The organism is Streptosporangium sp. LJ11 (genome assembly GCF_051918945.1).
Classification (GTDB): Bacteria; Actinomycetota; Actinomycetes; order Streptosporangiales; family Streptosporangiaceae; genus Streptosporangium.
Genome location: NZ_JBPXMB010000003.1, coordinates 15,338 through 41,912 on the forward strand (window position 1 = coordinate 15,338; position 26,575 = coordinate 41,912).

Here is a 26,575-nt window from a genome sequence, read left to right on the forward strand (position 1 = left end):
CCGGACGGTCACGGCCTGGACGGCCCGGACGGTCCCGGCACCGGGCCGGCCCGACGGGGATGGAGGCGTGGACGGCACGCGTCCTCGTCGGCGACACGCGCCCCCGGTGCGGCGGGCGTCAGCGGGAGGTGCGTGGGCCGTCAGCGCCGCCGGTCACGATGACGGGCATGAACGATCAATCTCCGGTCACGGGGCGCCGCAGGTGGGCGACCCTCGCCGTCGCCTGCCTGGCGGCGCTGCTCCTGTCCGTCGACGTCACCGTCCTGCATCTCGCCCTTCCCCAGCTGGTCGCCGACCTGCGGCCCTCGTCGACCCAGATCCTGTGGATCGGCGACGCGTACGGCTTCGCGCTCGCCGGGTTGCTGATCACGATGGGCAACGTCGGCGACCGGATCGGCCGCAGGCGGCTGCTCCTCATCGGCGCCGCGGCCTTCGGCGTGGCCTCGGGGGTGACCGCCTACGCCCCCACCCCCGAGCTGCTCATCGCCGCCCGCGTCCTGCTCGGGGTGGCGGGTGCCACGATCATGCCTTCGACGCTGTCGATCATCCGCAACGTGTTCACCGATCCGAAGGAGCGGACCACGGCGGTCGGCCTGTGGAGCGGGATGGGCGCGGCCGGGTTCGCCCTGGGACCGGTCGTCGGTGGCCTGCTGCTCGACCACTTCTGGTGGGGCTCGGTCTTTCTGATCAACCTGCCGGTGATGCTGCTCATCCTGCTCGCCGGCCTCGTCGTGCTCCCGGAGTCGCGCAACCCCGCCGCGGGGCGGGTGGACCTCGTGAGCGTGCCGCTGTCCATCGCCGGAGTGATCGGCGTGATCTACGCTGTAAAGGAGGCTGCCGTGCACGGCCTCACCGGTGCCGGCGTCCTGGTGCCGGGGGTCGTCGGGATCGCCGCCCTGGCGCTGTTCGCCCGGCGGCAGACCCGGCTCGCCGACCCGCTGATCGACATCCGCCTCTTCCGGCGCCGGGCCTTCACCGCCTCGGTCGGTGCCAACCTCGTCGCCATCTTCGGCATGTCCGCGCTGTCGCTGATCTTCGCCTGGTACTTCCAGCTCGTGCTGGGCTGGTCGCCCCTGCGGGCCGGTCTCGCGGGACTGCCCGGGGGCATGTCGGCGGCGGTCGGCGGGGTCCTGGCGGCGGGGCTGATCACCCGCTGGGGCCGGGCCAGGGTGGTGGCGCTCGGCCTGGCGATGGCCGCCGCGGGCTTCGCCTGCTACAGCCAGACCGCTCTCGACACTCCCTACCTCTACTTCCTCGCCCCCATGATCGTCTGTGGGGTGGGCATCGGGCTGACGTTCGCCGTGACCAACGACACCGTGCTCGCGAGCGTGCCCAGGGAGCGGGCCGGCGCCGCGGCGGCGATCTCCGAGACCTCCTTCGAGCTGGGCGGCGCGCTGGGCATCGCCGTCCTGGGCAGCGTCCTCACCGGCGTCTACCGGGGAGAGCTCAGGCTTCCGGCGGGGGTGCCCGGCGAGGTGGTGGGCCCCATCGGGGAGTCGCTGCCCACCGCCCTGGAGGCGGCCGCGGCACTGCCCGCCCGGCTGGGCGGGGCCGTCGCCGAAGCCGCCAGGCTGGCCTTCGTCGCCGGGGTCCACGTGACCGCGATCACCGCCGCGGTGACGATCGCCGTACTCGCGGCGGTCTCGCTCGTCAGCCTGCGCGGCGTCCCCGACGTGATCCCCGAGGAGCTTCTTCCCGAGCCGCGTCGGTGACTCGTGCGGCGCCGTGCGAGCGCCGTACGAGCGGCCGTGCGGATGTCCGGGTGTGGACGCTTCGGGTGAGGACGCCCCGTGCCAGGGCGTCCGCCATCGACGGCGGCGACGGCGGCGACACCGTGTCCTGACCGCCCGCCGTCCGGCGAAGCCTCGTCGCGGGGGCGCCCGGTGTGCTGAGAGCGCTCTCATGTGGATGCCGCACCCGCTGGCGTGGGCGCGGCGATGCGCCTGGTGGAAGCGGATCGCGAGCGGTGAAACGCCCGTAGATCACATGTCGGCTCGAGAGAGCGCTCTCGCGAGGGTATTGACTCGGCTGTGTCACAGCGTCAGGATCTGCGCAGTGCGGACTCGGGGGATTCGCCACGCCCATCGCAGTGCCTGAAGAACGGATCCTCGATGATCAGACCCTTCGCCCGACCGGGCGCCCGCCGGAGCGGACTCGCGGTGCTGGCGAGTCTCGCCGTCCTGTCAGCGGGTGCCACCGGGATTCCGAGCGCGGGCGCCGAGACCGCGACGGGCGGCCGGCAGCCGGTGATCGGCAAGCCCGCCCTGGACTCCCGCGGCTGCGCCCGCATCGAGAGGAAGCTGCCCACGCTCTCCGAGTGGCCCAAGGTCGAAAGCAGGATCGGGCGGAACCGGTCCGACGAGAAGCGGGTGGCGAAGATCCTCGCGGGCATGACGCTCGCCGAGAAGGTCGGCCAGATGACCCAGCCGGAGATCGCCGCGATCACCCCCGACGAGGTCAGGCAGTACTTCATCGGCTCGGTGCTCAACGGCGGCGGCTCCTGGCCGGGCAAGGACAAGCACGCCACGCAGCAGGCCTGGCTCGACCTCGCCGACGCCTACTGGAACGCCTCCGTCGCCACCCGCGCGAAGATCCCCGTCATCTGGGGCATCGACGCCGTTCACGGCGACAACAACGTCTACGGCACGACGGTCTTCCCGCACAACATCGGGCTGGGCGCCGCCCAGGACCCGTGCCTCGTGCGCGACATCGGGGCGGCGACCGCCCGGCAGATGCGCGCCACCGGCCAGGACTGGGCGTTCGCGCCCAGCGTCTCCGTTCCCCAGGACGACCGGTGGGGCCGCACGTACGAGGGCTTCTCCGAGGACCCCCGGATCACCCGGGCGTACGGGTACGAGGCCGTCAGGGGACTGCAGGGCAGGCACCCGCGCGGCATCGGCCAGGACGGCGTCATCGCCACCGCCAAGCACTTCATCGGTGACGGCGGCACGCTCAAGGGCGTGGACCAGGGCGTCAACCCCGCGTCCGAGGCCGAGATGATCAACGTGCACGGCCAGGGCTACTACGGAGCCCTGGCGGCCGGGGCCCAGAGCGTGATGGTCTCGTTCAACAGCTGGACCAACGCCGAGCTCGGTATCGCCGAGGGCAAGCTGCACGGCAGCAAGCGCGCCGTCAACGACATCCTCAAGCAGAAGATGGGCTTCGACGGCGTCGTCGTCTCCGACTGGAACGGCATCGGCCAGGTCGCCGGGTGCACCAACGCGAGCTGCCCCCAGGCGATCAACGCGGGTATCGACGTGGTGATGGTGCCCAACGACTGGAAGGCGTTCATCACCAACACGATCGCCCAGGTCGAGAGCGGCGCGATCCCGGTGGCGCGCATCGACGACGCGGTGACGCGCATCCTGCGGGTGAAGCTGCGCGCCGGGGTGCTCGACGGTCCCAAGCCGTCCAGGCGCGCCTTCGCCGGGTCGGCCGAGGCGCTGGAGTCGAAGAGACTCGCCAGGGAGGCCGTGCGCAGGTCGCAGGTCCTGCTCAAGAACAACGGCAGGGTGCTGCCGCTGGCCGCCGACTCCAAGGTCCTGGTGGTCGGCAAGAGCGCCGACAGCCTGCAGAACCAGACCGGCGGGTGGACCCTCACCTGGCAGGGCACCGGCAACGTCAACGCCGACTTCCCCAACGGCACGACGATCCTCGGCGGCCTGCGCGAGACGCTCGGCGAGGCCGACGTCACCTTCAGCGAGACCGGCGACGGCGTCGACCCCTCGGCGTACGACGCGGTCATCGCGGTGATCGGCGAGACGCCCTACGCCGAGGGCGTGGGCGACCTCGCGCGGCGCACGCTGGAGGCCGCCAAGATCTACCCCGCCGACCTCGCGGTGCTCGACAAGGTCACCGGCAAGGGCGCGCCCGTCGTCACCGTCTACGTCGGCGGCCGGCCGCTCTGGATGAACAAGGAGCTCAACCGCTCCGACGCCTTCGTCGCCGCGTGGCTGCCCGGCACCGAGGGCGGCGGCGTCGCCGACGTGCTCGTCCGGGGCGGGCACCGTGACGGCTTCACCGGCAGGCTGCCGTACTCGTGGCCGAAGAGCGCCTGCCAGTCGCCGCTGAACCCGGGCACCGAGGGCTACGACCCGCTGTTCCCGCTCGGGTACGGCCTGCGCGACGGCCAGAGCGGGTCGGTCGGGACGCTCGACGAGACCGCGCCCCCGTTCGGCTGTGGCGAGCAGGGCGGTGGCGGCGAGGCGAGCGAGGAGCTGGAGATCTTCAACCGGACCGACATCGCGCCGTACAGGGGCTTCATCGGCTCCCCGGAGAACTGGGGCGGCACCGAGATCGGCGCCGACGGCCAGGCGGCGCACGCCGAGATCGGCGTGGTGCAGTCGGACGTCAACGTGCAGCAGGACGGCCTGAAGGCGACCTGGACCGGCACCGGTCCCGCCCAGCTCTACATGCAGGACCCGGCGGGCGGTACGGACCTGCGGGGCTACCTCAACGCGAAGGGGGCGCTGGTCTTCGACACGATCGTCCACCAGCCCCCGGCCGCCAGGACCGTGCTCAGCGTCCACTGCGTCTACCCGTGTTTCTCCGAGGTGGTGGCGACCTCCCTCTTCCAGGGGCTTCCGGTCGGTACGAAGTCGACCGTCAAGATCCCCATCGCCTGCTTCGCCGCGGGCGGCCTCGATCTGGAAGTGGTCAACACTCCGTTCCTCGTCTACACCGAGGGGGCCTTCTCCGCCTCGTTCGCCAACGTCCGCTGGGTGCCGCAGGCGGCCGACGACCCCGACGCGAAGAAGTGTGAGGACCTGACCTAGGAGTCCGAAGACGACGTGGCCGGAGGGGCTCGCCCCCTCCGGCCACGTCACGCGTCCGGAGAACTCCACGGCTACCGGCGGGGGCTCCGGGGGACGCGGCGGGCGTCAGTCGGTGGGCAGGAGGGTCCCGAGCGGCCCGAGGTCGAGGTTGAGATCGGACGGAGAGAGCCCGAAGCGCTCGCACAGCTCGGTCATGGCCTCCTCGAGGCGCATCAGCGTCACGCCCAGCACCTCCACCTGCTCGTCCGACAGGTCTCCCTGGTCCATCCGGCGCACGCACTGGCGTTCCACCAGCTGCCGTATCAGCTCGACGAGGGTGAGCACGAGGCGGGTCAGATCCCGCTCGACGGCTTCCGGATCGGTGTTCACCCGCCACCGGACGGCCCGCGCCGCTCCTCGCGCGTTTCCGGCCGTGCCCGCGGGCGCGGTTCGCGTGACCGTGAACCTTCTCGCGGCGGGGCGCGGCCGCTCCCGGGTGACGCGAGGGTCCTCCGTGCCGCGGAGGTCCTCCGCGAGGGGGTCGCCGGGGAGGCGGGTCACGGCGGGCCTCCTTCCCCTGGGGCCCCTGAGGTCCCTGAGGTCCCGAGGAGTGTGACCGCACCGGGTGGCCGGGCGGACGGGATCGGGTCGGAGTCCCGTACGGAGGTGATCAGGGCGCGCAGGGAGATGCGGACGAGGTCGATGTCGGCGATGGACAGCACGAGGTCCCCGCTCACGACCACCCCGCCGGCCAGCAGCCGGTCGAGCAGGTCCACGAGTGCCACGCGCTCGGGGGGAATGCGCCCCTGGGCGGCGAGCTCGGCGCCTCGCGGCCGGTGGTCACGGGTCATCGGACGTCTCCGCGCGGGCCGGGCCGAGGTCCATCGAGGTGAAGGAGTACGGTGCCCAGGGACCGGTGAGCTGCATCTCGATCCCCTGGCTCCGCAGCGCGTCGACGGCCGCGGTGAACTCCTCGCGGCGGTCCTCGTCGACGAGGTAGGCGCCGTTGAGCAGCATCACCTCCTCGCGGCCGGACAGTTGCGGGTCCTGCGGCCGGTGGCGGTGGCCGGCGACCGAGACGGACACCAGGGCGGCGTGGATGTCCTCGGCACGCCGCGCCGCCCGGCGCCAGGCGTCCTCCCGGCCGCGCAGGCTCGCCCGGCGGCGTTCCAGGTACGCCCTTCCCGGGCTGTCGGTCTTCGCGGGCGCCTCCTCGGCGCGAGGGGCGTCCGTGCCCGGTTCGGCGTACGCCTTCACCCCCCACTCCCTGCACCCGGTGACGTGGGCGAGCACCTCGGTGAAGTCGTCGTGCCTGCGCCGGAGCAGGTCGCGGACCTGGTCCTCGGTGCTGTAGACCGTCACCAGCCGGACCGGGGCCGTGGGAGCCTCCTCCGCCACGGCCTCCACGACGCGGTTGTGGGCGCGGGCCGTCCCCCCGACCCAGTCCAGGTCCTCCAGGGAACGCCGCAGCGGCTCCTCGCCGAACTCCTCCAAAGGCACCGGGCTCACGTACGCGACCAGGCCCTGGTGGGTGATCGCGCGCACCGGCGCTCCGGCCACGCCCACCACGTGATCCGGGAGGACGCGGCCCACGTCCCGGGCGATCGCGTAGAGATACGTGCCCGCCTCAGGCATCGCGCTCCTCCCTCGGCCTTCCGGCCCTTCTCGTCTCCCGGGCGTCGTCGGGCGAACGGGTGCCCTCGCCCCTGCCGAGGGAACGGCGCCGGGTGACCTGGCCGTCCTCCACGGTGGCCAGCCGCTCGCGGAGGACGCGGTTCTCCTCGACCAGGTCGCGGTCGCGGGAGGTGAGCCACGGATCGTGTTCCCACCAGTCGATCCCCAGTTCCCGCGCCGTGTCGACCGAGGCGATGAGCAGGCGCAGCTTGATGGTGAGCAGCTCGATGTCCAGCAGGTTCACCCGGATGTCGCCCACGATCACCACACCCCTGTCGAGCACCCGCTCCAGGATGTCGGCGAGGTTGCCGGACGACTCCCGCCCGCCGGGCGTCGCCCCGCCGTAGGACCGCGGGAAGGCGCCGCCGGGTCGCGTCACGTCGGCCACGTCAGCCCGCCTCGCCGCTGTCCGCCCGGCCGCGCCTGTAACGCCTCGTCCTGCGGTACGACAACAGGTCGCCGGCGGGGTCCATCTCGATCTGGTAGAGCGACAGCATGTCGCCCGACGAGGGGACGTGACGGTCCTCGACGACCTCGACCTCGACCAGCCAGCCGTCCTCGGTCCGTCGCACCAGCGTCACCCCCTCCGTGTCCTTCGCGGTCAGGCTGACGATGTGCCGCAACCCGGCCGCCCCGGCGGTCGCCGCCGACAGGGCGGGGGAACGCCGCCGCGGCTCCTTCGCGGGCTCGTCCTCGTCCTCGTCCTCGTCGAGGTCCTCGTCCAGGTCCTCCTCGTACGGTTCCTCGTTCTCGAAGGCCTCGTCACCGGCGGTTCTGTAGGAATCGTCGGCGGAGCGTTCCTCACGGGTTCTGCGCCTGACAGGCACGCGATCACTCCCCTCGTCGTCTCCGTACCGGTGCGGTCGTACCGGCTAGGCGATCATCTCTGCGAGAATCCGCTCCGCCGCCGCGGCCTCCTCCTCCTCGGAGATCTCGCCACAGGCCCTGGCCTCCGCCAGTTCCTCCAGACGGCGCCTGACCGCCGCGGGACTCCGGAGTTCCTGCTCGGCCTGCTCCTGAAGCAGCTCCGCGAGCCGGATCAGCCCGCGCAACGGCGCGAACGGCAGCCCGAGGATCAGTCCCAGCGGTTCCACGATCGATCACCTTCCTTCACGTTTTGACGAAGTCGTACGCCGCCAGCGGGCCGAGCAGGCGCAGCTCGACACGGTCGGCCCACCGGGTCCGGAACTCGTCCAGGGCCTGCTCGATCTCCGGCCGCCGGTCGGTGTCCGCGAGCAGGGCCACGTGGGCGGCGTCCCGCTCGTGGGTGGGCTCGCGCACGACGATGGAGACGCAGAGCGGGTCGAAGGTGTCGACCAGCGCGCCGGTGTCGGCCTCGCGCTTGGCCGCGATCGACGTGTTGACCAGCTCTCCGATCCGCATCCTCGTGTCCCACGTCGCCTCCTCGGGGCGTCCGCGGATCTCGTCGCGCAGCCGCGCGATCTCCGGGTTCTCGTCGAGCACCTCCCGCAGGACGGCCTGCTCGACGTAGCGCCCCTTCACGACGTACTCCACGCGTCCCTCCAGCTCGTTCAGCGTGGCGAGGAACTCGTCGTGGTGGGGGGCGAGCAGTTCGTCGACGACCGCCCGGGCGTCCGTCACCACCGCCCCGAAACGCAGGGGGAGCACGGGCACCTCCGCGGCGGTGGCGTCCAGCAGCCGCTGGTGGGCCACGAGGTCGTCCGGCCTGCCGAGGGGGCGGTCGGTGGAGACGTCGCTCACCAGGGCGGCGATCTCTTCGTGGCGTACCAGCTCGACCGCGTTGGGCGGGTCTCCCACCCCCCGGGTGCCCGGGGTCAGCTCGACGTCGGAGGGAATGATCCCGTACACGTAGGTGCCGGTCACGCGCCCGGGAGCGTCGGGTCCTCCGGACCGGGCCGCGGCGGCCCGATCACCGCGACCGGTGTCGTGCCGTCCGGCCGTCCTGGGGGCCTCGGTCCTGGACCTGCCGGTCCGGACCGTTCCGCGCTTTTCACTGGAACCGCGCATCTCACTCCTCCCTGCGCCGCTTGCGGCGGGGCGCCGGCTCGCGCTCCCCGTCGGCCTCCGCGAACTCGTCCTCGCCGGACTCGCCGCTCGTCAGGCCGCGGATCTTCTCCCCCGCCGTGTCCAGCAGTCCCTGCGTCGCACCCTTGACCTTTTTCCTGCTGCCGCTCTCCGTCATGCCCTCCACCAGCTCCGGCAGCCCCTTCTGGTTGCCGGTCTGGGTGAGGTCGAGGCGGTTGACGGCCTCGGCGAAGCGCAGGTAGGTGTCGACGCTGGCCACCACGACGCGTGCGTCGATCGTCAGCAGCTCGATCCCGACCAGGGAGACCCTGACGTAGGCGTCGATCACGAGTCCCTTGTCGAGGATCGTGTCGATGACGTCGGCCAGGCTCGATGAGGACCCGTGGCCGCTCACCCCGCCGCCCGAGGGCTGAACGATGGTCATGGCGTTTCCTCCCTGGTCTCCCCGGTCACGTACGACTTGCCGCCCTGCGGCGAACGGGGCGCTTGGGCGCCTCCTCGGCGTTCTCGGGACCTGCGGCGCCGCGGCGGCGCGACGGGCGCCTGGGCTCCTCCTCTTCTTCTTCTTCCTCCTCGGGCTCCTCTTCCTCGTCGGCCGCGCGCTCTTCTTCGGGCTCCTCTTCCTCTTCCTCTATCTCGCCTTCTTCCTCCTCCTCGTCGGCCGCGCGCTCTTCTTCAGGCTCCTCTTCCTCTTCCTCGCCCTCTTCGAATTCGTCCTCCTCGGGCTCCTCGCCGGTCTCGGCGCGATCCCGCTCAGGGCCTTCGGACCTCTCCTCCTCGGCCTTCTTCTTCTCCTCTTCCTCCTCGCGGAGTGCCGTCTCCTGGTCCTTGACGACCTCGCTGTCGCGGATCTCGCCGCGCCACCCCTCCAGTTCGTCGGGATGCAGGAGCACCCGGCTCATGACGTGCCGCCGGAAGTGCTTGAGCTCGAGGCGCGCGCGCCTGCCCTGGGCGCGCCACAGGTTGCCGGTGCGCTCGAAGAGGCCCTGCGGGTAGTACTCCAGGACGAGCAGGATCCGCGTGAGCTCGGGGGCGACCTCGTGGAAGGTCACGGCGCCGTCGACATGGCCCTTCTGCCCCTTCGACCGCCAGATGATCCGCTTGTCCGGCAGCTGTTCGAGGATCGTCGACTCCCAGATCCGGCGGGACCAGAAGACCTTCGCCGTCCACTCCAGTTTCTCGTCGGACTTCTGCTCGACGCCCTCGACCTTCTTCATGAAGCTCGAGAAGTCGCCGAACTGGGTCCACTGGTCGTAGACGACACGTACGGGGGCACCGACGTCGATCGACTCGATGATGTTGGTCATCTTCAGCTTCCCGCTCTGACCACCCTTGCCGCCCCCGGTGAGCTTCTTGACCAGGCCGCCGACGGCCATCTTGCCCAGCCCCTTCACCATGCCTCCGGCGATCGCCGTTTTGGGGTGTTTGGAGCCGGTCAGCGCGCTGATCAGACTGGATCCGCCGCTTCCGGCGTAGTCGGTCAGCCGGCCGGTCACGCCTTCGACCTTTCCGCTCACCGACGACAGAGCCCGCTCTCCGAGGGCTCCCATGAGGTTGTGGAACTCCTGGCTGATCCGGTTGGCGGGCGGCTCGCCGCCGCCCTTACGGTCGGGACGCTTCTTCGAGGTCTCGGCCATCTAGGTCACCCCCGTGCCCTGACGGGCGTCGGCTTGCTGCGGGAAGAGGCCGATCCGCTTCGGGAGGGCGGCCGGCGCTTGGCCTTGGGCCGTGGCTCCTCGTCCTCTTCTTCGTCCTCTTCGTCCGCTTCATCCTCCTCGTCGCCGGAGTCCCGGGGTTCCTTCCGGGTGGGCTTGGCCGCACCACGGCGCTCGGCGGAGGCGGGACGCCTGCGGACGGGCGGGGCTTCCTCCTCTTCCTCTTCCTCGTCCTCTTCCTCCTCGTCCCGCTCCTCCTCGTCGGTCTCCGGCTCCTCTTCGTCCTCCTCGTGTCGCCGGGCCTTCCTGCGGGACAGGATGCCCTTTATGCGCCCGCGGCGTCCCTTGGGCTCCTCGCCTTCCTCGCCCTCCTCGGGCTCCTCTCCCAGGTCCTCCAGGTCCTCCAGCGGGTTGCGCAGGGACTCCGCCCGGTCGCGAAGCCTGGTGCTCAGCGAGTCGATCTGCCTGCTCACCGCGGCCTTGGCGGCGGCCTTGCTCGCGTCCACGAGATCGCCCCGGATACTTTCGGTGATCTTCGCCAGTTCCGGGGAGGAGCTGAGCACCTTCAGCCCCTGCTGGAGAAGGTCGCCCTGGCCGGAGCTCAACCGGCCGGTCGCTCCGGCGGCGGCCAGTGCCATCGCCAGTCGTAGCTTCTGGCGTCGCCCCAGGAGGTAGCCGCCGGCTACGGCGAGGGCTATTCGTACTTCATTGTTCACGATCATCACTCCTTGTCGGCGGTCTCGTCGTGCGCTCCACCTCCCTGAGAGTTTTCACCGGCACATCGCTGAGGAAGGCGGCATCGATGATTTTTAATGCCCTTTCTTTTAAAGGCATAAAATCATTATATTTCGTAAGCTATGTGTCTCCTTACCCTGAAAAATCTGAATAACGGTATATATGGGTAAAAAGGTAACAAAAGGGGCATTGCTCTGGTCGGGGGCGTTCCGCGAGCTCTTTCGGGTCCTCCGTCGGAGTGGGCGCGCCCGTGTGGGGCGGGTGGGAGGCGTGTCCGCCCGAACTCGGCGGCCTGATCGCCGGGGGCCCGCCATCCCCACGGGGGCCGTTGATCGACGGCGGCCGTGACCTTGACCGGTGGCGACGGCTCACGACCGGCTTGTGAGACTTTGTTGCAGAACATAATCCGTCGTTATTGTTAATGCCGCCCCGAATGGGTACGCGCGCCGTTCATCGATTCATGTCATGGCGGGGGAGGATCCTCCGCGCCCGTGCCGCCGACCCTCACCGGCCCCGGCTCCGGGCCTTCTCCGCCCCGCCCCGGCCCTTGATCATCTCCCTTCCGGCCTCGGCTTCGGTTCCCTTTTCTCCTCGCCCCGGCCGCGACCGGAGTCAGGTCCCTTTCCGTCCCGGCCGTGCCGGGGGCGGCCGGAGTCCGGCCCGGGGCCGCTCGGGAATGCCGCGGGGCGTGGCCGGCGGACCCCGCACCGGTGCCGGCCCGTTAGCGACACGGTTCAACGCGTGGTGTGGTCCGGGGATCGTCCGGTCCGGAGAAAAGGGAGAGGGAAGGCCCGTCCGGCCTCTGTTCCGAGGCTGAGGTTGAGGGTTCAATGATGTCGGGAATCCAACAGCGGCAGTGTGTAACAAGTGAAGCTGGGTTCCTGGAAAGATTTGGTCAATTTTTCGCAGATTGGGAGAGTCGAGAGAGGAGAGAGTTGCCTGGAAAACGGGCACAACCACCTCGTTAACCCGTAAAGCGGAGGTATAGCCCTGGTGAAAAGATCGAGGGCCGGGTTCGCCGTGACGGCCGTGGCGGTCGTCTCCGCCATGGTCGGCGGGCTCACGGGATGCGCACGTGCCGAGTTCACCTACGTTCGCCACGACGACGGGCAGACGTACTTCAAGGTTCCGGCGACCTGGCGGAAGGTCGACCAGGCGGCGCTGGACAAGGCGACCATCGGGGCCGATCCCGAATCGGCCACCGCGCGGCTGCGCAAGCAGCTCGTCTGGTCGGCCGCCTACGACGCCCACGCCGAGCCGTCCGCCGACCACCTTCTCGGCTACGGCACCGGAGACGAGCCGTTCGTCTTCGCCCGGATCGCCAAGCTCCTCCCCGAGGAGCAGGACTCGCTGTCCCTGAACACCATGCGCAACTCCGTCCTGCCCGTCACCGAGACGGTGCGCAAGCAGTACGCGGAGATTCCCGGTTATCCGCTGCGGGACTTCGAACTGCTCGCCGACGAGGTGCTCCAGCCGGGAGACGGCCTGCGCGGGGTGCACGTGCGGTTCAACTACGCGATCCAGGGGGCCGGGATCGAGACCTTCGACCTCACCTCCTACCTGGCCCAGGACGGCAAGCAGATCTCCACCCTGCTGATCCGTTGCTCGGCCGCCTGCTACCGGAAGCGCGCCGGGGAGTTCGAGAAGATCGCGCAATCTTTCAAGGTCAAGCGGCTCGCCGGGTGAGGAGAAGCCCGTCCATGAAGTCACCTCCACCGCCTCCCAACTTCGAAGGACTCCGGGCTCCCGGCTCCGGTCCGACGGATCCGCATCCCGACAAGCGCAAGAAGATGCCGTTCTGGGACCGGATCAAATTCCTGCTCATCCTTACGATCATCTATTTCGTTCTGGTGTGGAGTGAGATGGCCTCGTACGAGGGCATCATCACGTTCCGGGATGCGATGATCATCACCGCGATCGCCGCACCGTGGATCTTCTGGCTCCTCGGGGCCGAGTTACTGCGGCAACTCCACTTCTTCGTCAGCGAGCGGTCCGCCGGGTACAACCGGTTCTGGACGCGTGGCGTGTTCGGCGGCTTCGAGCGCTGGACCCATCGCCGCTTCTCCGACTGGAACCGCTTCAGGATGGCGCGCGCCATCAAGTGGATGTTCTGGATCGCGGTGCTCGCCCTCATCCTCGGCGAGGTGCTGGACACCTCCCCGGCGCTCGCGCTGTTCCAGGCACCCGCCTTGCTCTGGCAGGCCCTGCCGTACGTGGCGCAGCTCGCCTTCGCGTTCTTCTTCATCGCCTTCCAGTTCATCGGCCTGTTCTGGCTGCTGTCGCGGGGCGGCGTGGAGACGTACTTCCCCGACGACATCAAGACCCGCTTCACCGACGTCTGGGGCCAGGACCACGTCGTCGAGCGGGTCAAGGAGAACATCGTCTTCCTGGAGAGGCCCGACGCGATCGAGGAGCGCGGCGGCTACGTGCCCAGCGGCCTGCTGCTGTGGGGCCCGCCGGGCACCGGCAAGACCTTGATGGCCGAGGCCGTGGCCGGGGAGACCGGCAAGCCGTACGTGTTCGTCGATCCCGGCGCGTTCGTCAACATGTTCATGGGCATCGGCATCCTGAAGGTGAAGTCGCTGTTCAGGAAGCTGCGCAAGCTCTCACTGCGGTACGGCGGCGTGATCGTCTTCTTCGACGAGGCCGACTCCCTCGGCAAGCGCGGCTCGCTGGCGCAGCAGGGACCCCGGGGCGCCCCCGGGTTCTCCCCGCACACCGCCGGATGCCACGGCTTCGGCTACCTCAGCGAGGACACCCGCTGGCTGCTGACCCGTCAGGGCGCGGCCGGACCGAAGGAACCCGACACCGGCCGCAGCCGCTTCATGATGGGCGGCATGGGCGGGGGCGGCGGCGACCCCGGCACGCTGCAGGCGCTGCTCACCGAGCTGTCCGGCCTGAAGAAACCGAGGGGCATCGTCAACCGGCACGTGCGGAGGCTCTTCGGCATGCGGCCCAAGCCGCCGCCGAAGTACCGGATCCTGGTCATGATGGCCACCAACATGCCCAACTCGCTGGACGAGGCACTGCTGCGGCCGGGCCGCATCGACCGCATCTACAAGGTGGGCTACCCGTCGAAGGCGGGCCGGGTCCGCACCTACCGCGGTTACTTCGACAAGGTCGACCACGAGCTGACCGACGCGCAGCTGGACAAGCTGGCGACGATCACGCCCTACGCCACCGGTGCCACGATCAAGGACCTGGTCAACGAGTCGCTGATCACCGCGATCCGCGACGGCCGGGAGACCATCACCTGGTCGGACGTGACCCACGCCAAGCGGCTCAAGCAGCTCGGGCCCCCCGAGGACGTGGAGTACATCGAGCGCGAGCGGCACGCCGTGGCCGTGCACGAGGCCTGCCACGCCGTGGCGGCGTACCGCACCCGCTACCACCTCGAGATCGACATCGCCACGATCGAGAAGGGCGCCGACTATCTCGGCATGGTCGCGAGCATCAAGCCCGAGGACCAGTTCACCCGCTGGAAGTCCGAGCACGAGGCCGACATCATGGTCTCGCTCGCCTCCCTGGCGGGGGAGCGGATGTTCTTCGGCGACGACAACTCCTCCGGTGTCTCCGGCGACCTGTTCTCCGCGACGTACCTCACCGCGCTGATGGAGGCGCACTGGGGCATGGGCCGCGGGGTGACCTCGGTGCCCGCGCTGCAGGAGCTGGAGATCCTGGGCGGCAAGTCGATGCCCAAGCCCGGCGGCGGGGGGATCGGCTTCACCAAGGCGCCGGGCGGCAGCCAGCCGCTCGCACCCGACGTGCTGGGCGAGCGCATCGAGTTCAACCTGGTGGGCCTGCTCGACCGGACCGAGGAACTGCTGCGCGAGCACCGGCGGGACGTCCTGTGCCTGGCGCACGCGCTGGAGGCGCACAAGACGCTCAACGGTGACGACGTGGTCGCGATCCTGGAACGCAGGCGGGGGCCGTTGATCGACGGCTCCATCTATCTCTCGGAGGACTTCTACGACGAGATCGAGGAGTATCACCTGGAGGCGGCGCGGGCGCACCGCGAGCACAGCCACGTGGCGCGCGCCCTGCCCGTCCCGCCGGCGCTGCCCCGGCTCGAACCCGCCGCGGTCGTCCACGGCGCGGTGCTCACGGGCAACGGTCACGGTTCCACGGTGTCGAGCACGGTGCGGAACACGATGCCGGGTACGGTGCCGACCGCTGTGTCCCCGGCGTCCCCGGCGTCCCCGGCGGCCATGACCGAACCCGACTTCGTGCCCTGGGGCGACGACACCCCGGTGCGCCCGTCACCGCCGTCGCCCGCGCCGCCGCCCGCCGCCCCCGCGGCGCGCGGCGGGAAACCGCGGACGGTGCTCGTGATCGCGGCCAGCCTGGCCGCGCTGGCGATCTTCACGGCACTGGGCACCTACGCGCTCAACGGCGGGACGGTCGCGCTGGGCCGGGCGGGCTCGCCGGATTCCGGCACGCTCGTGGTAGTGCTCGTCGCCGTGCTGGCGGCGATCGTGGGGGCGGCGATCGTGGCGGCGGTCACCCGGGGGTCGCAGGCGGCCAGGGCCAGGGCCGAGGCCCAGCGGGACAGTGCCGTGGAACGGGCCCAGCTGCTCGCCGCGGCGATGGACCCCGAGGTCGCCATGCGGATCCTCGGCTACAACGGCGACGACGAACGGCCCTCGCGCTGAGGATTCCCGGTGGATCGCGGGGTTTCCAACAGGTGACGTAGAAGCGAGGCGACGAGCGACGAGGTAACGAGCGACGGCGACGGACGACGAGTGACGGACGACGACCACAGCCCGCCGGGCCGAGGCCGCGGGCGGGCTGTGGTCGGAGGTTCCGGGGAAACCGTGAGGCAGGTCTCCCCGGAGGTCCGTCAGTCGAACTCGCCGTCCTTCACGCCGCCGACGAAGGCGTCCCACTCGCTCCGGGTGAACGCCAGCGCCGGGCCGCCCGGATCCTTGGAGTCGCGGACGAGGTAGAGGTGGTCGGATTCGGCCTTGTGGACGGCGACCGCCGCGCCACCGGGGACGACCGCCACCTCCACGCAGTTGCCTCCGTTGGTGCTGCGGACGCTCTTACGCCACTGGGCGCCGGACAGATCCATCGTGGACCCTCGCACTTTTTCTTCCTTCGGGTACTAGGGGGTGGAAAACCTTCTCGCCATCTGGGCGATGAAGGCCGCCGACGCCTCCTGACTGAGAGCCATGGCGCAGAGGCTCTCGAACATGGAGGCGTATCGGCTGACTTGCTCGGGGTCGTCCGGCACGTTCCCGCTCGCGGCCTGCTCCAGGTAGAGCAGGTCGGGGTCCTCCGGTTCGGGGAAGCTGAGCAGGCAGAACTGGCCGTCCATCGCGGGGTGCGCCCCCGCGGAGAACGGGACGACCCGGATCTCCACGTTGGGCAGCCCGCTGAGGTGGACGAGATGCTCCAGCTGCTCCGACATGATGTCGCGACCGCCGATCCGACGCCGGATCACCGCTTCGTCGAGCACGGCCACGAGGTGGATCGGGTCACCGGGCCCGTGCAGCAACCGCTGACGCGAGATGCGCACGGAGACCGTCTCCTCGACCTTGGAGGGGGTCGGAACAACTGAGGTCGCCTCGGTCACCGCGCGTGCGTACGGTTCGGTCTGCATCAGGCCGGGGACGACCAGCGGCTCGTACGAGCGCACGAGCGACGCCTCCGCCTCGAGCCCGATGTAGGAGTCGAAACCGGGTTTCAGGGTCTCGCGGTGGGGGTGCCACCAGCCCCGCCTCCTGGCTTCGACGGCCATCTGGATCAGGGAGTCTCGAGCCTCCCCGGTCACGCCGTACACATCGGTGAGGGCCGACACGTCCGAGGGGCGAGGCCGGGACAGGCCCGTCTCGTACCTCCAGACGGTGGTGTCGGTGGAGCCGATCCGCTCTGCCACCTCCACCCGTGTCAGGCCGCTGTCCTTTCGCAGACGGCTCAGTTCAGCCATCAGACGGCGATGACGGGCCGTGGGGCTGCGTCGAGAAGCCACGCATCTACCTCCCTCCGTCCTTTGATAGCAAATCTGCGGAATCCCAACATGAGGTATTGCAGTCCTTGATAGAACAGTTCACCGTGAGTGAGTGTGCCATCTCACAGGGCGATGTGTATGGAATATGCGTGTCAGGGAGTGAGGTCAATCATGACGACCGGACGGCGGGCCGTCTCACCCCGATCAACGGTGACCCTCAAAGGGGTTCCGGAGTCGGTGTCGGTGGCGCGGAGCCGGGTCAGGGAGCTCCTCGGTGAGGGGCATCCCGCGTCCGACGACGTCGTCCTCCTGGTGAGCGAGGTGGTGACGAACTCGGTGCTCCACTCCGGTTCCGGAGGGGGCGGCGAGGTCGCGATGACGGTGGCGGTGGGGTCGGCCGCGGTGCTGGTCGAGGTCTGCGACGCCGGGTCCGGGGCGTCGGCGCCGCACGTGCGCAACGACCCGGAGGCGGAGGGCGGGCGGGGCATGTTCCTGGTCGATCTGCTCGCCGACAACTGGGGCATCCAGGACGAAGCCCCCGAGGGGTCCAGGACGCTCTGGTTCGAGGTCGTCTTCTGAACCTCTCTCGCTTTCACCCCGCTCCTGGCCAGGGCGCGGAGCCGAGTTCCCGCCGCTCCCAAAATTTGGGCCTTTGCTAATCAACGCGGCTGTTTGACTCTCGGTGGAGGCACGCGACAAAACCCTAGAGTGCGTGCCTGAGGAGGACGCAGGTGAGACGCCGTCTGATCGTGGTGTTCGCCGCCCTGGCGCTGTTGTGCCTCGGTGTGACCGGGGCGGGAGCCTCGGCCGAGCCACAACCGAACAGCCAGTACAAGGTCCAGGGGCCGAGCACCGCCCAGCAGCGAAGCGCGGTGGCCGCCACCGGTGCCGCGATCGACCAGGTCGACCCCGACTCGGTCGTGATCACCGCCAGCGAGGCCGAGGTCGCCGAGATCAAGAAGCTCGGCCACACCGTCACGAAGATCCCCAGGTCGTTATACCCGACCGGGCCGGAGCAGCGCTCCGACTTCCCGTCGGCGGACTCCGGCTACCACAACTACGCCGAGATGACCGCCGCGGTGAACCAGATCGTCGCCGACCACCCGACGATCGCCCGCAAGATCAGCTACGGCACCTCGTACGAGGGACGCGACCTGATCGCCGTGAAGATCAGCGACAACGTCGCCACGGACGAGAACGAACCCGAGGTGCTGTTCACCCACCACCAGCACGCCCGCGAGCACCTGACCGTCGAGATGGCGATCTACCTGCTCAACCTGTTCACCGACGGGTACGCCACCGACAGCCGCATCGCCGGCCTGGTCAACGGCCGCGAGATCTGGATCATGCCGGACCTCAACCCCGACGGCGGCGAGTACGACATCGCCGCGGGCTCCTACCGCTCCTGGCGCAAGAACCGCCAGCCCAACTCCGGCTCCTCGGCCGTGGGCACCGACATGAACCGCAACTGGGGCCACAACTGGGGCTGCTGCGGCGGCTCCTCCGGCTCCCCCTCCAGCGACACCTACCGGGGCTCGGCGGCCGAGTCGGCCCCCGAGGTGAGGGCGGTGGCCAACTGGGTGCGCAGCCGGGTCGTCGGCGGCGTGCAGCAGATCAAGGCGCACATCGACTGGCACACCTACAGCGAGCTGATCCTGTGGCCGTACGGCTACACCTACAACGACACCGGCCCCGGCCTGACCCAGGACGACCGCGACGCCCACGCGGCCCTGGGCCAGAACATGGCCTCCACCAACAACTACACCCCCCAGCAGGCCAGCGACCTCTACATCACCGACGGCACGATCGACGACTGGCTGTGGGGCGTCTACAAGATCTTCAGCTACACCTTCGAGATGTACCCGGTCAGCTCCTCGCCGGGCTTCTACCCCCCCGACGAGCAGATCGTCCCGCAGACCACCCGCAACCGGGAGGCCACGCTGCGCTTCCTGGAATACGCCGACTGCGTCTACCGGATCATCGGCAAGGAGTCGCAGTACTGCGGCACCGGCACCCCGCCGGTGACCGTCTACTCCGACGAGTTCGAGACGGCGACCGGCTGGACGACCAACCCGTCCGGCACCGACACCGCCACCTCCGGCCAGTGGGAGCGCGGCGACCCCGAGGCCACCACCTCCAGCGGCGCCAAGCAGCTCGGCACCACCGTCAGCGGCACCAACGACCTGGTCACCGGCAGGCTCGCGGGCACCGCCGCGGGCGACCACGACATCGACGGAGGCATCACCAGCGTCCGGTCGCCGGCGGTCACCCTGCCGTCGACGGGCACGCTCAAGCTGGCGTTCTCCTGGTATCTGGCGCACGGTTCCAACGCCTCCAGCGCCGACTTCCTGCGGGTGAAGGTCGTCGGCTCCACCACCACCCAGGTGTTCCAGCAACTCGGCGCGGCCTCCAACCGCAACGGTGCCTGGGGCGTGGCCACGGCCGACCTGTCCGCCTTCGCGGGGCAGAGCGTCCGGATCCTGGTCGAGGCCGGTGACGCCTCCGGCGCCTCCCTGGTCGAGGCCGGGGTCGACAACGTCAAGATCACCCAGCAACCCTGATCCTCCCTCGGGGCGTCCCCACCGGGGGCGCCCCGGGCTTCAGGCGCGGCAGACCAGCTCGCCGTGGAGCAGCGACAGCCAGCCGTCCGGCTCCCCGGCCCAGGTCCGCCAGCCCTCCGAGACACGGCGCAGGTCCTCCTGGGTGGCGGCGCCCGAGGCGAGCGCCTGGCGGGCCATGTCGGACTCCAGGATCCGCTCGGCCCACATGCCGCCCCACCACGCGCGGTCGTCGGGAGTGGCGAAGCACCAGGTCGAGGAGGTGACCGAGACGTCGGTGAACCCGGCCGCGTGCGCCCACGACAGCAGCCGCCGTCCCGCGTCGGGTTCGCCGCCGTTGGCCCTCGCCACCCTCTGGTACAGGTCCAGCCACTCGTCAAGCTCGGGCGTCTCGGGGAACCAGGCGAACGCGGCGTAGTCGCTGTCGCGCACCGCGACGATCCCGCCCGGCCTGCAGACCCGCCGCATCTCGCGCAACGCCCGGACCGGGTCGCCGACGTGCTGCAGCACCTGGTGGGCGTGGACGACGTCGAAGGTGTCGTCGGGAAACTCCAGCGCGTGCGTGTCCGCCACGGCGAACGCGATGTCGGAGCGCCCGCGTCGCGCCGCCTCCGCGCGGGCCGGCCCGAGTGCCGCCTCGGTGATGTCGACCGCGGTGACCGCGCCGGGCGCGATCCGCTCCGCCAGGTCGACGGTGATGGTGCCCGGCCCGCAGCCCACGTCCAGCAGCGTCATGCCCGGCCTCAGGTGCGGCAGGAGGTGGGCCGCCGAGTTCTCCGCCGTACGCCACCTGTGGGACCTGAGCACGGACTCGTGGTGCCCGTGCGTGTATGTGGCGTCCTTGCCGGTCATGGGGTCCTCCCCGTTCTCGTCCGCTGGTCGGACCATAACACGGGTCTCATATCTCAAGAAAAATAGTCTCACTATATGAGCATCGTGAATGTGCCCCGACGCCCCCCGCGAGTGGCGTCGGGGCATGCGACGGACCGGTACCGGCACGTCCGGCCGGTACCGGGCGACGTCAGGGACGTCGGGCGCGTCAGAGGCGGAACTCCAGGTCGGGGACGATCTCGGCGACGTCCATCTGGGCCTTCTGAAGCCTGCCCGAATGGTCCCAGTTCATCGCCTGCCACCGGGTGAACTGGTCGAGGACCCACACCCCCGACTGGCGGCTGCCGTTGCCCGACTTGCCGTTGCCGCCGAAGGGCAGGTGGGCCTCAGCGCCGGAGGTGGAGTTGTTGACGCTGACCATGCCCGCGCCGATGCCCTCGCGGAAGCGGAAGGCCGACGCCGGGTCGGTGGTGTAGATGGACGAGGAGAGCCCGTAACCGGGGAGGTTGGCCAGATCGACGGCCTCGTCCAGCGCGCCGAAGGGCGTCACGCCGACGATGGGGCCGAAGGTCTCCTCCAGGAAGAGCCGGTCATCGGGACGGACGCCGTCCACGACCACCGGGTGGTAGTAGAGGCCGCCGTCCCCGGTGAAGTCGCCGCGCGGATTGTCCGGGGTGATGCGGCCGACGGGACCGGAGACGACCGCGTGATGCGGCTGGATCCAGCCCAGGTACTCCTCGTAACGCGAGGCGAACCTCCGGTCGAGCAGCGGCCCGCACAGCACGTCTCCCGCGGGGTCGCCGACCGCGGCCCCGGCCACGGCGCGTGCGTACCGGCGGAGGAACTCCTCGTGGACGCTCTCGTGCACGATCACCGTGCCGAGCGACGTGCAACGCTGCCCGGCGGTGCCGAAGCCGGCGAACAGCGCGCCCTCCACGGCGAGGTCGAGGTCGGCGTCGGGCATGACCACCATCGGGTTCTTCCCGCCCAGCTCCAGGCAGGGGGACTGCAGGTGGCGCCCGCACAGCTCGCCGACGCGGCGGCCCACCTCGGTGGAGCCGGTGAACCCGACCTTGTGCACCGTGCCCTCGGCCAGCGCCGCCTCCAGGCCCTCGAACGTCGCGGCGCCGTCGGCGAGGACCAGGTTCAGCACGCCGTCGGGCAGACCGGCCGCGGTGAACAGCCGGTAGAGCGCGTGCGCGGAGGCCGCCGCGTACTCGGCGGGCTTCCACACCACCGCGTTGCCGCACAGCAGCGCCGGGACGAGGTACCACGACGGCACCGCGACAGGGAAGTTGCCCGCGGTGATCACCGCGGCCACCCCCACGGGGACCCGGAAGGTGAACAGGTTCTTGTCCGGCATCTCGGAGGGAACCGTCTGCCCGTACAGCCGCCTGCCCTCGCCGAGGAAGAAGTCGCACGTGTCGACGATCTCGCGTACCTCGCCCAGCGCCTCGGCGTACGGCTTGCCGATCTCGCGGGTGACCAGGCGGGCCAGCTCTTCCGCGTTGGCCTCCACCAGGCGTCCGATCGAGGCGATCACCCGTCCCCGGACGGGCGCGGGGACCCGCGCCCACTCCCGCTGCGCGGTGGCGGCCGTGCGGCACGCGGAGGAGAAAGTGCTCGCGTCCGCCAGCCGGACCCGCGCGACCACCTCGTCCACGCGAGCCGGGTTGACCGACTCGTAGGCCGTGCCGCTGGACGTTTCTTTTCCGCCGATGACGGAGACGATCTCGCTGGTCACCTTCGACCTCCCGGTGTCGACCTGTGACCGCATTCTCCCCGCGCCGGGGGAGACCGTCACATCGACCGGGAGGGCGTTCGCGTCATCTTCCCCAACGGCCCGTCCGTCACGGTGTCCGTCGCAGCGTCCGTCACGTCATCCGCACGCCGCCCGTCAGGCCATCCGGAAGTCGGCGAAGTCGAAACCGGGGGAGACGACGCAGCTCACCAGCACGCCCTCGGCCCCGGCCGGGCGGGCGGCCTGCCAGGTGCCGCCGGGCACCACGGCCTGGAGGACCTGCCCCTCCTCCACCAGCGGCCCCAGGGTCACGGTGTCGGAGGGCCGGCCCTCATGACCGCCGAGGATCAGCGTCAGCGGGCCGCCCCGGTGCCAGAACCACACCTCGTCGGAGGCGACCACGTGCGGGCGCGACTCCTCGCCCGGCTCCAGCAGGAAGTAGATGCCGGTGGCGGTGGCCCGCGTGCCGGCGTACCCGGGCGGGGCGAGGTCGACGGAGGTCCTCCAGGTCTCGCGGAACCAGCCGCCCTCGGGGTGCGGCAGCAGGTCAAGGGCCTCGGCGAGCGGAGGGCGCGAAGGGGTCGTCATCGCACCGATTCTAGGGACCCGGTCCCGGAGGGCGTGCCGTGGGACGGCCGTCGAGGACGGGCCCGGATTTGTCGGCGGGGTTGGCTAGGTTCGGTCCGTGATCGAACGGTGGAACCGGGATCAGGTGCTGGCGCTCGCGCCCGACGCCTCGTCCCAGAAAGCGGCCCGGGGAATCTCCTCCCCCGGCAAGTGGTCGGGGTCCGGAGCCACCGCCGACGCGGTGTGGGGCGAGTGCGCGGGCAGTGGCTCCAAGCCCTACCGGACGTGTGTCGACCTGTCCGAGCCCGCCTACCGATGCAGCTGCCCCAGCAGGAAGTTCCCGTGCAAGCACGCTCTCGGCCTGCTGCTCCTGTGGTCGGCCGACGGTGTCCCCGCCGCCGGGGAGCCCGCCGACTGGGTGGGCGAGTGGCTCGACGGGCGGCGCGGCCGCGCGGCCAGGGCCGCTGAGGCGGGGACGGCCCGCGCCGCCAAGGCCGCCGAGGCCGGTCCCGCGGACGGCCGCCGGGCCGCGCGGCGCGAGCAGCGGGTGACCGCGGGGCTGTCGGACCTGGAGCGCTGGCTCGCCGACCAGATCAGGCAGGGCATCGCCGGGTCACGGCGCCACGACCTGTGGGACGACCTGGTCAAACGCCTGGTCGACGCCCAGGCGCCCGCCGTCGCGGGCTCGCTGTCCCGCCTCGGCGCCGTGCTGGACGGCGACGACTGGCCCGCTCGCCTGCTCGGCGAGTACGCGCTGCTGCACCTGCTCTGCGTGGCCCACCGCCGTCTTTCCGTCCCGGACGGCGACGGGGCCGGTTCCCAGGGGGCGGATCGGGAAGCGGCCCCCGCCGAGCTTCTCGAAAGGGTGCGCGACCGGATCGGCTTCCCGGTGACGAAGGAGGAGGTGCTCGCCCGCGGTGCCGTCCGCGACCGGTGGGACGTGCTGGGACGGCGCGACGAGGAGCACGACCGGCTGATCGCGCGCCGGGTCTGGCTTCGCGGGCGCTCGACGGGCCGGGCGGCCCTGGTGCTCTCCTTCGCCCCGGTCGGGCAGGCGCTCGACGCCTCGCTCGTCACCGGCACGACCATCGACGCCGACCTGGCGTTCTATCCCGGTTCGGCCCCGCTGCGCGCGGTGGTCGCCGCCCGTCGCGATTCCCCTCGCCGTGACGCCGTCCAGCACGGTGCCGCTCGTCACGACCCCGTTCCGGATGATCCCGCCGGGGACGAACACCTCGGCGATGACGCCGTCCGGGACGAACCCGTCGGTGACGACGCCGTCCGTCACCGTGTCGCCCCGGCCGGTCCGCCGCCCGGCTCGACCGTCGAGCAGGCCCTCGACGAGGTGGCCGAGGCCCTGGCCGGTGACCCCTGGCTCGACTCCTGGCCGCTCGTGCTGGCGGGGGTGACTCCCGCGGGGAGCGGTTCGCGGCTCCTGGCCGGGCCCTCCGGCGGGTTGCCGCTCCACCCGTCCGCGGGCACCCCGTGGCGGCTGGTCGCCACCTCCGGCGGTCACCCGCTGACCGTCGCCGTCGAATGGACCCCGAGGGGACTGCGTCCCCTCACGACCTGGGACGAGGAAGGCCGGGTGATCGTCCTGTGAGCACCTCCGCCGAATGGGAGGACCTGGTGTCCGCCGCGCTCGTCGGGACCGACCGTCGCCCCCTGCCCGGTCAGGGGGCGAGCGAGGTCGAGCTGCTCGGGCGCGCGGCCGTGCACACGCTGCGGACGCGCGCCGGGCGGAGGCCGGTCGTCCCGGCCGAGCCGCCCGCCGTCGCGGCCCCCGAGGAGCAGCCCGCGGTCTCGCGCGCCGCGGGCGACAGGCTCGCCCGCATCCTCGGGGGTGAACAGCCGAGGCTGCTCACCGAGTGGCTGGAGACCGCGGCCGCGCGCGGATACCGCCTCTCGCCGCACCTGCTGCCCGAGCTTCTCGACCACGCGGCCAAGGACCGGTCGATCCGCCCGCACCTCGGGGTCCTGGCCGGAAACCGCGGACGCTGGCTGGCGGGACTGAACCCGGCGTGGGGCTTCCTGCTGGAGGAGGTCACCGGGATCGCCGGCACCGGCTCCGACGGGGTCTCCCAGGTCTGGGAGTTCGGCACCTCCGGTGACCGCCGCGTCCACCTGGGAGCGCTGCGGGCGGCCGACCCGGCGCGGGCGAGGGAGCTGCTCGCCGCCACCTGGGAGAAGGAGACGCCCGACGACCGGGCGGCTTTCCTGGAGGTCCTCGTCACCGGGCTCTCACCCGACGACGAGCCGTTCCTGGAGGCCGCCCTCGACGACCGCCGCCGCGAGGTCCGCCATCGGGCCGCCGACCTGCTCACCCGCCTCCCCGAGTCGCGCCTGGCCCTGCGCATGGCCGAGCGGGCCGCCCGGTACGTCACCGTCGTCGGCGACGAGATCCACGTCGACCCGCCGGTGGCCTGTGACAGCGCCCTGGAGCGCGACGGCGTCCGGGCCAAGGCGCCCCGGGGGACCGGCGAGCGGAGCTGGTGGCTGCAGCAGACCGTGGCCCGCACCCCGCTCGGTGTCTGGCCCTCACTGCTCGGACGGCCGCCCCGCGAGCTCGTCCGATTGAAGATCGTCGACTGGGGCCGCGAGGTCATGGCCGGATGGGTCAGGGCCTCCGTCCTCCAGGCCGACCCGGAGTGGGCGCTGGAGCTCTTCACCTGGGATCCGCTCGCCGACCTGCTGGCCGCGCTGCCCCGCGACAAGCAGGAGGTCGTCGCCGCCGACTTCGTCCGGTGGCACGGGCTGGACGGTCAGCTGATCATGGTTCTCGGCGGGGCCGCGGCCCCGTGGGGACCCACCCTGGCCAGGGCCGTCCTCCAGAAGATCATCGATGTCTCCGGCACCCAGCCGTGGAACCTCGGGGAGCTGGTCAAGCTCGCCGGCGAACGCATCGACCCCACCCTGCACGGCCTGGCCGGACGGCTCTCGCCGGAGCCGCCCATCCAGGAGGTCGCCGCCCTCCTGCGTTTCCGTGACGACATGTTGAAGGAGCTCACGTAGTGACAACGGTTCTGCGGGCCCATGCCGAAGACCAGTACGCCGAGGAGCTGGCGATCCTGGCCAAGGGCGACGATCGCCCCCGCCCGCCGGGGTGGAAACTGTCTCCCTGGGCGGTGACCGCCTACGTCCTCGGCGACGGGGACCAGATCAGCCCCAAGTACATCGGGCCGCGGCGCATCGTCGAGGTGGCCGTGGCGACGCTCGCCACCGACCGCGCGCTGCTGCTGCTCGGCGTGCCGGGCACCGCCAAGACCTGGCTGTCCGAGCACCTGGCCGCCGCGATCAGCGGTGACTCCACCCTCCTGGTGCAGGGAACGGCGGGCACCGCGGAGGAGGCCGTCCGCTACGGCTGGAACTACGCCAGGCTGCTGGCCGAGGGTCCGTCCATGGAGGCGCTCACGCCGAGCCCGGTGATGCGGGCGATGGCCGAGGGACGGCTCGCCCGCGTGGAGGAGCTGACCCGCATGCCCTCCGACGTCCAGGACGCGCTGATCACCGTGCTGTCGGAGAAGACGCTGCCGATCCCCGAGCTCAACCGGGAGGTCCAGGCCGCGCGCGGTTTCAACGTCATCGCCACCGCCAACGACCGGGATCGCGGCGTCAACGACCTGTCGAGTGCGCTGCGCCGCCGGTTCAACACCGTCGTGCTGCCGGTTCCCGCCACCGCGGAGGAGGAGGTGGACATCGTCTCCCGGCGGGTCGGCCAGCTCGGCCGCTCCCTGGAGCTGCCAGAGACCCTCACAGGTCTGGAGGAGATCCGCCGCGTCGTCACGGTCTTCAGGGAACTGCGCACCGGCGTCACCGAGGACGGCCGCACCAAGGTCAAGTCCCCCAGCGGAACGCTCAGCACCGCCGAGGCCATCTCCGTCCTCACCAACGGCATCGCCCTGGCCGCGCACTTCGGTGACGGGGTGCTCCGCCCCTCCGACGTGGCGGCCGGCATCGTCGGCGCCGTGATCCAGGACCCGGTCTCCGACCGCGTCGTCTGGCGCGAATACCTGGAGACCGTGGTGCGCGAGCGCCAGGACTGGCGCGACTTCTACCGGGCCTGCCGTGACGCGGGCTGAGGCGGCCCCCGGGACGGGCGCGTT

Annotated in this window: 24 protein-coding genes; 9 read left to right on the forward strand and 15 right to left on the reverse strand. The window is 70.9% G+C overall.

Annotated features, from left to right (window positions below; genetic code table 11):
- The first annotated feature begins 167 nt into the window (after positions 1-167).
- Positions 168-1,712 (forward strand): MFS transporter, encoded by a 1,545-nt coding sequence (locus ACTOQ3_RS04900; protein WP_440082202.1) that lies wholly within the window; start codon positions 168-170, stop codon positions 1,710-1,712.
- Between the two features lie 399 nt (positions 1,713-2,111).
- Positions 2,112-4,775 carry a glycoside hydrolase family 3 N-terminal domain-containing protein gene (locus ACTOQ3_RS04905; protein ID WP_440082203.1) on the forward strand — a complete coding sequence of 888 codons (2,664 nt, stop codon included), beginning with the start codon at positions 2,112-2,114 and terminating at the stop codon, positions 4,773-4,775.
- A 105-nt stretch (positions 4,776-4,880) separates the two neighbouring features.
- Here ACTOQ3_RS04905 and ACTOQ3_RS04910 read toward each other — a convergent pair whose 3' ends face one another.
- From ACTOQ3_RS04910 to ACTOQ3_RS04955, 10 genes are all read right to left on the reverse strand, one after another.
- Complete coding sequence (locus ACTOQ3_RS04910) at positions 4,881-5,315, reverse strand: gas vesicle protein K (RefSeq protein ID WP_440082204.1); 435 nt, start codon at positions 5,313-5,315, stop codon at positions 4,881-4,883.
- Positions 5,312-5,605, reverse strand: coding sequence for a gas vesicle protein (locus ACTOQ3_RS04915; protein ID WP_440082205.1), 294 nt, complete (start codon positions 5,603-5,605; stop codon positions 5,312-5,314). Before ACTOQ3_RS04915 ends, ACTOQ3_RS04910 begins: the two co-directional genes overlap by 4 nt.
- The gene (locus ACTOQ3_RS04920) at positions 5,595-6,389 is read right to left on the reverse strand and encodes a GvpL/GvpF family gas vesicle protein (RefSeq protein ID WP_440082206.1); all 795 of its coding nucleotides are present in this window, start codon (positions 6,387-6,389) and stop codon (positions 5,595-5,597) included. Before ACTOQ3_RS04920 ends, ACTOQ3_RS04915 begins: the two co-directional genes overlap by 11 nt.
- A complete protein-coding gene (locus ACTOQ3_RS04925) occupies positions 6,382-6,816 on the reverse strand; it encodes a gas vesicle protein (RefSeq protein ID WP_440082207.1) in 435 nt (144 codons plus the stop codon). The genes ACTOQ3_RS04920 and ACTOQ3_RS04925 overlap by 8 nt, the downstream gene beginning before the upstream one ends.
- A 1-nt stretch (position 6,817) precedes the next feature.
- On the reverse strand, positions 6,818-7,255 hold the full coding sequence (gvpO, locus tag ACTOQ3_RS04930) for a gas vesicle protein GvpO (RefSeq protein WP_440082208.1): 438 nt from the start codon (positions 7,253-7,255) through the stop codon (positions 6,818-6,820).
- 45 nt (positions 7,256-7,300) lie between these two features.
- Entirely contained in the window at positions 7,301-7,522 is a 222-nt protein-coding gene (locus ACTOQ3_RS04935) for a gas vesicle protein GvpG (protein WP_440082209.1), read from the reverse strand.
- Positions 7,523-7,538: 16 nt separating this feature from the next.
- On the reverse strand, positions 7,539-8,273 hold the full coding sequence (locus tag ACTOQ3_RS04940) for a GvpL/GvpF family gas vesicle protein (protein ID WP_440082210.1): 735 nt from the start codon (positions 8,271-8,273) through the stop codon (positions 7,539-7,541).
- Positions 8,274-8,418: 145 nt separating this feature from the next.
- Positions 8,419-8,859: a gas vesicle protein GvpJ gene (gene gvpJ, locus ACTOQ3_RS04945; RefSeq protein ID WP_440082211.1), complete on the reverse strand. Its 441-nt coding sequence runs from the start codon at positions 8,857-8,859 to the stop codon at positions 8,419-8,421.
- A gap of 25 nt (positions 8,860-8,884) precedes the next feature.
- The gene (locus tag ACTOQ3_RS04950; RefSeq protein ID WP_440082212.1) at positions 8,885-10,072 is read right to left on the reverse strand and encodes an SRPBCC family protein; all 1,188 of its coding nucleotides are present in this window, start codon (positions 10,070-10,072) and stop codon (positions 8,885-8,887) included.
- A 5-nt stretch (positions 10,073-10,077) separates the two neighbouring features.
- Complete coding sequence (locus ACTOQ3_RS04955; protein WP_440082213.1) at positions 10,078-10,806, reverse strand: hypothetical protein; 729 nt, start codon at positions 10,804-10,806, stop codon at positions 10,078-10,080.
- 1,012 nt (positions 10,807-11,818) lie between these two features.
- On the opposite strand from ACTOQ3_RS04955, the gene ACTOQ3_RS04960 reads away from it, so the two are divergent.
- Together ACTOQ3_RS04960 and ACTOQ3_RS04965 are read left to right on the forward strand one after the other, a co-directional pair.
- A complete protein-coding gene (locus ACTOQ3_RS04960) occupies positions 11,819-12,511 on the forward strand; it encodes a hypothetical protein (protein WP_440082214.1) in 693 nt (230 codons plus the stop codon).
- 14 nt (positions 12,512-12,525) lie between these two features.
- Positions 12,526-15,477, forward strand: coding sequence for an AAA family ATPase (locus tag ACTOQ3_RS04965; RefSeq protein ID WP_440082215.1), 2,952 nt, complete (start codon positions 12,526-12,528; stop codon positions 15,475-15,477).
- 188 nt (positions 15,478-15,665) lie between these two features.
- On the opposite strand, the gene ACTOQ3_RS04970 is transcribed toward ACTOQ3_RS04965, so the two are convergent.
- Positions 15,666-15,896: a DUF397 domain-containing protein gene (locus ACTOQ3_RS04970; RefSeq protein ID WP_440082560.1), complete on the reverse strand. Its 231-nt coding sequence runs from the start codon at positions 15,894-15,896 to the stop codon at positions 15,666-15,668.
- Positions 15,897-15,929: 33 nt separating this feature from the next.
- Entirely contained in the window at positions 15,930-16,754 is an 825-nt protein-coding gene (locus ACTOQ3_RS04975; protein WP_440082216.1) for a helix-turn-helix domain-containing protein, read from the reverse strand.
- A gap of 192 nt (positions 16,755-16,946) precedes the next feature.
- On the opposite strand from ACTOQ3_RS04975, the gene ACTOQ3_RS04980 reads away from it, so the two are divergent.
- Together ACTOQ3_RS04980 and ACTOQ3_RS04985 are read left to right on the forward strand one after the other, a co-directional pair.
- A complete protein-coding gene (locus ACTOQ3_RS04980) occupies positions 16,947-17,354 on the forward strand; it encodes an ATP-binding protein (protein ID WP_440082217.1) in 408 nt (135 codons plus the stop codon).
- Between the two features lie 152 nt (positions 17,355-17,506).
- The gene (locus tag ACTOQ3_RS04985; RefSeq protein ID WP_440082218.1) at positions 17,507-19,336 is read left to right on the forward strand and encodes a M14 family zinc carboxypeptidase; all 1,830 of its coding nucleotides are present in this window, start codon (positions 17,507-17,509) and stop codon (positions 19,334-19,336) included.
- Between the two features lie 39 nt (positions 19,337-19,375).
- Here ACTOQ3_RS04985 and ACTOQ3_RS04990 read toward each other — a convergent pair whose 3' ends face one another.
- The 3 genes from ACTOQ3_RS04990 to ACTOQ3_RS05000 form a co-directional block, all read right to left on the reverse strand.
- Complete coding sequence (locus ACTOQ3_RS04990) at positions 19,376-20,185, reverse strand: class I SAM-dependent methyltransferase (RefSeq protein WP_440082219.1); 810 nt, start codon at positions 20,183-20,185, stop codon at positions 19,376-19,378.
- 187 nt (positions 20,186-20,372) lie between these two features.
- Positions 20,373-21,908 (reverse strand): aldehyde dehydrogenase family protein, encoded by a 1,536-nt coding sequence (locus tag ACTOQ3_RS04995; RefSeq protein ID WP_440082220.1) that lies wholly within the window; start codon positions 21,906-21,908, stop codon positions 20,373-20,375.
- Between the two features lie 153 nt (positions 21,909-22,061).
- Entirely contained in the window at positions 22,062-22,493 is a 432-nt protein-coding gene (locus ACTOQ3_RS05000) for a cupin domain-containing protein (protein ID WP_440082221.1), read from the reverse strand.
- Between the two features lie 97 nt (positions 22,494-22,590).
- Between ACTOQ3_RS05000 and ACTOQ3_RS05005 the strand changes: the two genes are divergently transcribed.
- The 3 genes from ACTOQ3_RS05005 to ACTOQ3_RS05015 are packed head-to-tail and all read left to right on the forward strand — an operon-like array spanning position 22,591 to position 26,551.
- Positions 22,591-24,075, forward strand: coding sequence for an SWIM zinc finger family protein (locus tag ACTOQ3_RS05005; RefSeq protein ID WP_440082222.1), 1,485 nt, complete (start codon positions 22,591-22,593; stop codon positions 24,073-24,075).
- Positions 24,072-25,484 (forward strand): DUF5691 domain-containing protein, encoded by a 1,413-nt coding sequence (locus tag ACTOQ3_RS05010; RefSeq protein WP_440082223.1) that lies wholly within the window; start codon positions 24,072-24,074, stop codon positions 25,482-25,484. Before ACTOQ3_RS05005 ends, ACTOQ3_RS05010 begins: the two co-directional genes overlap by 4 nt.
- Positions 25,484-26,551 carry an ATP-binding protein gene (locus ACTOQ3_RS05015; protein WP_440082224.1) on the forward strand — a complete coding sequence of 356 codons (1,068 nt, stop codon included), beginning with the start codon at positions 25,484-25,486 and terminating at the stop codon, positions 26,549-26,551. Before ACTOQ3_RS05010 ends, ACTOQ3_RS05015 begins: the two co-directional genes overlap by 1 nt.
- The last annotated feature ends 24 nt before the right edge of the window (positions 26,552-26,575 follow it).